We start from the raw sequence: 7179 nt of genomic DNA, 5'->3' as shown, positions 1-7179 counted from the left end.
GTGTAGAGCTCGGCGACCCGGCCGGTGAGGAGGGTGAGGGCGTAGGCGTCGACGGCGAGGTGGTGGACGCGCTGGTACCACCAGTGGCGGTCCTCGGCGAGGCGGATCAGGGCCTGGGTGAAGAGCGGGCCCTCGGTGAGGTCGACGGGGCGGGCCAGGTCGGCGCGCATCCAGGTCTCGGCGGCGGCCTCCGGGTCGGCCTCGGCGCGCAGGTCGAGGTGGTGCAGGGTCCAGGGGCGGCCGGGGGTGAGGCGCTGACGGGGCGACGGGTCGGCGTCCTCGGCGCCGCTGTTCTCCGCGCCGGTGTACTCCGCGCCGCTGTTCTCCGCGCCGGTGTTCTCCGCGAGGACGACGGCGGAGAGCGCGTCGGCCTCGTCCACGGTGCGGCGCAGGGCGCTCTCGAACAGTCCGGCGTCGAGCGGGCCGGTGATCTCGACGGCGTCGCCGGTGTTGTAGACCGGGCTGTCGGGGTCGAGCGCCTGGGCGTACCAGATCGCGGCCTGGGTGGCGAGCAGCGGTACGTCGGCTGCGGCGGGGACGGCGACGGGGTCGGACGCGGCCTGGTGGCGACGCATGGTTCTGAAAGCTCCTCGGGTCCGGCGAACGGCACGCCAATTGCCTGGTTAGGTTAGCCTAAGCTATCTACATATTGTCTGGTCAACAGCCTGCCGGTGGGCAGGCCCTGACAGCCCCGGAGGCGCCGATGTCCCCCTTGAACGCGAGCGAGCCCGCGCCCGGTCCGGCGGTCGCCGCCGGACCGGCCGACCCCACGACGAAGGAGGCCGTGCGCGAGCGCGTCCTCGCCCACCGGGAGGAGCTGCTGGCGCTCAGCCGCCGCATCCACGCCCACCCGGAGGTCGCGTTCGAGGAGCACCGGGCCGCCGAGTGGTGCGCCCGACTGCTGCGCGAGCACGGCTACTCCGTCACCCCCGGCACCGCCGGCCTGCCCACCGCGTTCAGTGCGAGCACCGGCAGCGGACCGGTCACCGTCGCGATCGTCTGCGAGTACGACGCCCTGCCCGGCCTCGGCCACGCCTGCGGCCACAACCTCATCGCCGCCGCCGGCCTCGGCGCCGCGCTCGGCCTCGCCCCGTACGCCGACCGGCTCGGGCTCACCGTCCGGGTGATCGGCGCACCGGCCGAGGAGCGCGGCGCCGGAAAGGCCCTGCTGCTGGACGCGGGCGCGTTCGACGGCGTGGACGCCGCGATGATGGTCCACCCCTGCCCGGTGGAGGTCGCCGACTTCCACTCCTTCGCGCTCGGCACTCTCTCCGTCCGCTACACCGGCCGCGCCGCCCACCCCAGCCTCAACCCGCACGAGGGGCGCAACGCCGCCGACGCCCTCACCGTCGCCCAGGTCGCACTCGGGCTGCTGCGGCAGCAACTGCCCCCGCAGTGGCGGGTGCACGGCATCACCACGGCCGCCGGCACGGCGCCCAACCTCATCCCCGACAGCGCCACCGCCGAGTACGAGATCCGGACCTCGGCCGCCGAGGACCTCGCGGAGCTGCGCACCCGGGTCGAGGACTGCTTCCGGGCCGGCGCGCTGGCCACCGGGTGCGAGGTCGAGCTGACCCGGCCGGAGCCGGACTACCTGGACTTCCGCAGCGACACCGGACTGCTCGCGCTGTGGCGGGCCAACGCGGCGGCGGCGGGCCGCCCGGAGCCGGTCGAGAGCGGGCCGTTCGCCTGCACCGACATGGGCAACGTCTCGCACGCCGTCCCCTCCATCCACCCGGTCCTGGACATCACCGGCGGCTCCTGCGGCCCGCACGAGGCCGCGTTCGTCGAGGCCGCCGTCTCGCCGGAGGCGGACCGGGCCGTCCTGGAGGGCGCGGTCGCGCTGGCCTGGACGGCGGCCGACTTCGCGGCGGTGCCGCGCTGACGGCGGGCCGCTGACGACAGGCCGCCGACGGCGGGCGGCGGACAGCGGCCGACGGGCTCGGAAGTCCGTCGGCCGCCGTCCGTCAGGTCCCGGAGGTCAAGTCCCGGAAGTCAGCCGCGCTCCGGCACCAGGTGCACCGGCCCCGGTTCGGGCAGCAGCTCGCCGAGCACCGACGGCGCCGCGCGCAGCGCGGTCACCCCGGCCTCCCGGACCAGCTCCCCGACCTCGCCCGGCCGGTCCGGATCGGCCAGCACCAGCGCCGCCCCGGTCCGCAGGGGCCACAGGAACTCCCACAGCGGCAGCCCCAGTTGCAGCACCCGGTCGCCCGGACCGAGACCGTACACGGACTGCAGCTCACGCACCCGGCGGTCCACCTCGGCGTGGGTCGTCCACACCCCCGCCGGACGCCCGCCCGGCCCGTACGCCCGGCACAGCGGATGCTGCGGGGTCAGCGCCCGCGGCGGGTCGGTGGCCGCCCGCCCGGCCAGCTCGGCGGCGCTCGGCCGCTCCGCGTCCGGCACCCCCTCCCCCAGCACGCACACCGGCGCCGCGTCGGCCAGCAGCCAGGACAGCCGCCCCGGGGCGTCGTCCGGGTCCAGCGGCAGGTACGCCGCACCCGACTTGGCCACCGCCAGCAGCGCCGGCACCAGGTCGGCCGGGCGGGTCAGCGCGAGGCCGACGACGGTGCCGGGGCGGGCGCCCCGGTCCGTCAGGCAGCGGGCCGTCCGGTTGGCCGCGGCGTTCAACTCGCCGTAGCTCACCGGCGCCGCTCCGGCCGGCAGCAGGGCCGGGGCGTCCGGCGTCCGCGCCGCCTGCGCCTCGATCGGCCCGACCACGGTGGTGGCCGGCCACCGCTCCGTTCGCGACGGCCTCGCCACCGCCGTGCCGGACTCCATCAGGACGCGCCCAGCAGTTCGGCCCAGGCCTCGACGGCCGGACGCTCGGCCAGCTGCAGGAACGTCACCTCGGCGCCCTCGGCCCGCCAGCGCTCGGCCAGCGCCATCAGCCGGACCGAGTCCAGGCCCCAGTCGGCCAGGTTCTCGTCCAGCGGGATGTCCGCCGGGTCCTCGCCGAGCAGGTCGGCGACCTCGGCCCGGATTCGCTCCACGGTGAAGGCCATGGCTGTCACTTCCCTTCCACGACGGCGTCGGTGCCGGTGACGACGCCGCAGCGCCCGGCCACCCAGCTGAGCGCGGCGCGGTGCTCGTCCGCGCCGAAGTCGGCGACCGCGTCGGCCACCACGAAGGCCCGGATGTCCCGCATCCAGGCGTCGCAGGCGGTCGCCTGCACCCCGATGTGCGCGTACACGCCGGTGATCACCAGCTCGTCCCGGCCCTGCTCGCGCAGCAGCTCGTCCAGACCGGTCCGGACGAAGGCGCTGTACTTCCACTTGGTGAGCAGCAGGTCGCCCTCGGCCGGGGCGACCTCGTCGGCGATCGCCGCCGCCCGCGGGTCGTCCGGGATCCCGGGGCCCCAGAAGTCCTGCTGCAGGCCGCGCTGTTCGGCGCTCTGGCCGCCCGGCTGGGCCGAGTAGACGACGGGCACGCCGTGCTCGGCGGCCCAGGCGCGCAGCCGGCCGATGTTGGCGAACAGTTCGGTGACCGGCGCGGCCGAGGTGTCGAAGGCGCCCATGAAGTGGTTCTGCAGGTCGTGCACCAGCAGCACGGCGCGGGACGGGTCGACCGTCCAGTCGACCCGGTTGGCCGGCAGCTCGGCGGCGGCGGGCATCGGATAGGAGGGGATGCGGGGCAGGCCCACGGCGGTGCGTCCTTAACGTGTAGGGGGGATCCAGGAGTCCGGAGGCTCAGGAGGAGGTGAGGGAGGCGGCGATGGCGGCGCGCAGGTCCTTCTTGCTGACCTTGCCGATGCCGGTGGCGGGGAAGGCGTCGACGAACTCGACCCGGTCCGGCACCTTGAAGTCGGCCAGTCCGCGCTGCCGCACGAAGCGCTTCAGCTCCTTCGGCGGCTGCGCGCGGTGCTCCTCGCGCAGGACGACGTAGGCGCAGGTGCGCTCGCCGAGGTAAGGGTCGGGCATCGAGACCACCGCCGCGTCGTGCACGGCCGGGTGGGCCAGCAGGTGGTTCTCGATCTCCTCGGCGGCGACCTTCTCGCCGCCCCGGTTGATCTGGTCCTTGGCCCGGCCCTCGACCACCAGGTGGCCGGTGCCGGTGCGGCGGACGAGGTCACCGGTGCGGTAGAAGCCGTCCGCGGTGAAGGAGGCGGCGTTGTGCTCGGGCGCGTTCCAGTAGCCGCGGATGGTGTACGGGCCGCGGGTGAGCAGGTGGCCGGTGGTGCCGTCGGGCAGGTCGCGGTCCTCGTCGTCGACCACCCGCACCTCGTCGTCCGGGGAGATCGGCCGGCCCTGGGTGGTGACGATCACCTCCTCCGGGTCGTCCAGCCGGGTGTAGTTGACCAGGCCCTCGGCCATCCCGAACACCTGCTGGAGGGTGCAGCCCAGCACCGGGCGCACCCGCCGGGCCGCCTCCTCGCTGAACTTGGCACCGCCGACGAGCAGCACCTCCAGGGTCTCCAGGCCGGTGCGCCCGCCGGCCTCGCGGAGCCGCTCGGCGGAGTCCAGCCAGAGCAGGGCCAGCGGCGGCACCAGGCCGGTGATGGTCACGCCCTCGCGCTCGATCAGCGGGAACGCCGTCTCCGGGCTCGGCTGCGGGCAGAGCACCACCCGGCCGCCCGCGTACAGCGTGCCGAGCGAACCCGGCGAGCTGAGCGGGAAGTTGTGCGCGGCGGGCAGCACCACGAGGTAGACGCTGTGCTCGTCCTGGCCGCAGAGTTCGACCGAGCCGCGCAGGGAGTAGATGTAGTCGTCGTGGGTGCGCGGGATGAGCTTGGGCACCCCGGTGCTGCCCCCGGACAGCTGGAGGAAGGCCACGTCCCCGGGCTGCGGCTCGTCACCGGGTCCTTCGGCCGCCCCGGCCGGGTCGACCGGGACCTCGGCCAGCGGAGTGTGCTCCCCGGCGTCCCCGCCCACCACCAGGACGTGCCGCAGCGAGGGCGTCTCCGCCTTCACCCTGCTTGCCAGTTCGCGGTAGTCGAAGCCGCCCTCGACGGCCGGGACCACGTAGCCGACCGCGCCGGTGAAGGAGCAGAAGTAGGAGATCTCGGTGTACCGGTGCGCGGGCAGCGCGAAGACCGGCAGTGCGCCGACCCGGAACAGCCCGAAGACCAGCTCGAAGAACTCGGCGACATTGGGGAGCTGGACCACCACCCGGTCGCCCCGGCGGATGCCCCGGGCGCGCAGTCCGGCGGCCATCCGGTCGGCCCGCAGGTCGAGTTCGGCGTACGTCCAGCGACGGGTCGGGTCGTCACCGGTACCGCCGGCCGGGTCGACGATCGCGATCCGGTCGGGGTGGGCGGCCGCGCGCTCGCGCAGCATCGAGCCGAAGGTCTCGCCGCGCCAGTGGCCGTCGGCCCGGTAGCGCGCGGCGAACTCGGCCGGGTACGGGGCGAATCCGGCCAGCACCTCGGCCAGCGGGTGGTGCGGATCGGTCACGGCGGAGGCTCCCGGGGCGGTCGGGTCGGTCACTGCGGAAGCTCCCGGGGTGGTCGGGTCGGTCACTGCGGCACCCCGGCGGCGTCCAGGAAGGTGCGGAACTTGGCGCTGGTCTCGGCGAGTTCGGACTCCGGCCGGGACTCGGCGACCACACCGGCACCGGCGAACACCCGCAGCGTCCGCTCGTCGGCCTCGGCGCAGCGCAGGGTGACCACCCACTCGCCGTCGCCGTCCGCGTCGCCCCAGCCGACCATGCCCGTGTACAGGCCGCGGTCGAAGGGCTCGATCCCCCGGATCGCCTCGCGGGCGAGCGGGGTCGGGCTGCCGCAGACCGCCGGGGTCGGGTGCATGGCGACGGCCAGCTCCAGGGCGGAGACGGCCGGGTCGACCAGTTCGCCGGTGATGGTGGTGGCCAGGTGCCACATCGCGGCGGTGCGCACCAGGGTGGGGCGGGCCGGCACGACCAGGTCGCGGCAGTACGGCGCGAGCGCGGCGTGGATCGCGTCCACGACGAAGGCGTGCTCCTGGAGGTCCTTGGGCGACTCCAGCAGCGCGGCGGCGCGGCGGACGTCCTCGCCGAGGTCGGCGCTGCGCGGCACCGAGCCGGCCAGCGGGTTGGCGACCACGGCGGTGCCGCTGCGCGAGAGCAGCAGTTCGGGACTGGCGCCGATGAGGGTGCGGCCGCCGCCGGCGGGGACGGCGAAGGTGTAGCCGCCGGGGTCGCGGCGACCGAGGCGCTGGAGGATCGCGGGCAGGTCGAGCGGGCGGTCGGCGTGCAGCTCCAGGGTCCGGGAGAGCACGACCTTGCTCAGCTCGCCGTCGGCCCGGAGCAGTTCCACGGCCTCGGCGACGCCGGCCCCGTACGCCTCGGGCGCGGGCACCGGGCGGACGTCCCAGTCGATCCGGTCGGCGGCCGGGGCGGGCAGCGCGATCAGCGGGTCGTCGCGCAGCGCGCCGCAGGTGCGGAGCGTCGCGGGGACGGCGAGCTCGGCCCGGCTGTCGTGGTCGAACGCCACCGCGCCCACCACCAGCGGGTGTTCGACGCCGTCCCGGCGGGCCCGGGCGAGGGTCTCGGCGACCCGGTCGACCAGCGGGCGCCCGTCCTGGGGCACCCGGGCGTGCACGCCCTCGGCGAGCAGCGTGCGGGTCGGGGAGGCGAAGAACGCCTCGTCGGCCGCGGCCCGATACTGGCCCAGCAGCCCGCTGGCCGCGCCGATGACGGTGTGGTCCGTCCCGACGGGGGCGTGATGCACCGTGGTCACCTGGAATCTCCCAGTCTGCGAGTGGTCGCCGGACGCTGCTCGTCGCGGCGGTCGGCGGTGGTCTGGTCCGGGGCGCGCCCCGGTGGGGGTGCGGTCCCGGTGGGGCACCGGGCCCCGGGTGCTGCTCGCCCCGGGGCGGGGCCGTCGTGGTGCGTGCTGTCGTGCTGGAGGCGTGCCGGATCCGGGTCGGAGGCGCTGCCGGGGCGTCAGGCCCGCAGCGTGGCGCCGCCGTCCACGTACAGGTCGTGCATGGTGATGTGGCGGGCCCGGTCGGAGACCAGGAAGGTCACCGCCTCGGCGATGTCGGCGGGTTGGGCGATCCGGCCGAGCGGGATGCCGACCCGGTAGCTGGTCGGGTCGCCGTCGATGACGCGCCGTTCGGCGGCCGCCGCGTCGTCCTGCCAGAGGCCGCGCTGCATCTCGGTGTCGGTGGAGCCGGGCGAGACGATGTTGCAGCGCACTCCGGAGCGGCCGAGCTCCAGGCCGAGACACCGGGTGTACATGGTGGCCGCCGCCTTGGAGGC

8 protein-coding genes are annotated in these 7179 nt (G+C 75.5%); 1 reads left to right on the top strand and 7 read right to left on the bottom strand.

What is annotated here, in order from left to right; genetic code table 11:
* Positions 1-575, bottom strand: a 575-nt coding sequence (locus VR45_RS38435) for a condensation domain-containing protein (protein ID WP_045944596.1), incomplete at its 3' end; no start/stop codon positions are given.
* A 128-nt stretch (positions 576-703) separates the two neighbouring features.
* Here VR45_RS38435 and VR45_RS38430 point away from each other — a divergent pair.
* Positions 704-1885: a M20 family metallopeptidase gene (locus VR45_RS38430; RefSeq protein WP_045944595.1), complete on the top strand. Its 1182-nt coding sequence runs from the start codon at positions 704-706 to the stop codon at positions 1883-1885.
* Between the two features lie 110 nt (positions 1886-1995).
* On the opposite strand, the gene VR45_RS38425 is transcribed toward VR45_RS38430, so the two are convergent.
* The 6 genes from VR45_RS38425 to VR45_RS38400 all read right to left on the bottom strand — a co-directional run.
* Positions 1996-2781 carry an AMP-binding protein gene (locus tag VR45_RS38425; protein WP_045944594.1) on the bottom strand — a complete coding sequence of 262 codons (786 nt, stop codon included), beginning with the start codon at positions 2779-2781 and terminating at the stop codon, positions 1996-1998.
* Positions 2781-3005: a phosphopantetheine-binding protein gene (locus VR45_RS38420; protein WP_045944593.1), complete on the bottom strand. Its 225-nt coding sequence runs from the start codon at positions 3003-3005 to the stop codon at positions 2781-2783. Before VR45_RS38420 ends, VR45_RS38425 begins: the two co-directional genes overlap by 1 nt.
* Positions 3006-3010: 5 nt before the next feature.
* A complete protein-coding gene (locus tag VR45_RS38415; protein WP_045944592.1) occupies positions 3011-3643 on the bottom strand; it encodes an isochorismatase family protein in 633 nt (210 codons plus the stop codon).
* A gap of 46 nt (positions 3644-3689) precedes the next feature.
* Complete coding sequence (locus VR45_RS38410) at positions 3690-5393, bottom strand: (2,3-dihydroxybenzoyl)adenylate synthase (RefSeq protein ID WP_286163654.1); 1704 nt, start codon at positions 5391-5393, stop codon at positions 3690-3692.
* A 62-nt stretch (positions 5394-5455) separates the two neighbouring features.
* A complete protein-coding gene (dhbC, locus tag VR45_RS38405) occupies positions 5456-6655 on the bottom strand; it encodes an isochorismate synthase DhbC (RefSeq protein WP_045944591.1) in 1200 nt (399 codons plus the stop codon).
* A 206-nt stretch (positions 6656-6861) separates the two neighbouring features.
* Positions 6862-7179: SDR family oxidoreductase (locus VR45_RS38400; RefSeq protein WP_045944590.1), on the bottom strand; the 318-nt coding region annotated here is incomplete at its 5' end.

Source organism: Streptomyces sp. NRRL S-495, assembly GCF_000966955.1.
GTDB lineage: Bacteria > Actinomycetota > Actinomycetes > Streptomycetales > Streptomycetaceae > Kitasatospora > Kitasatospora purpeofusca.
The sequence above is the reverse complement of the archived record's forward strand: the minus strand, read 5'-3'. Positions and strand labels throughout refer to the sequence as shown.

Bases quoted from the DNA above. Each gene is read 5' to 3' on its own strand.
- VR45_RS38425 (WP_045944594.1), bottom strand. From the start codon at position 2,781: ATGGAGTCCGGCACGGCGGTGGCGAGGCCGTCGCGAACGGAGCGGTGG.
- VR45_RS38430 (WP_045944595.1), top strand. From the start codon at position 704: ATGTCCCCCTTGAACGCGAGCGAGCCCGCGCCCGGTCCGGCGGTCGCC.
- VR45_RS38420 (WP_045944593.1), bottom strand. From the start codon at position 3,005: ATGGCCTTCACCGTGGAGCGAATCCGGGCCGAGGTCGCCGACCTGCTC.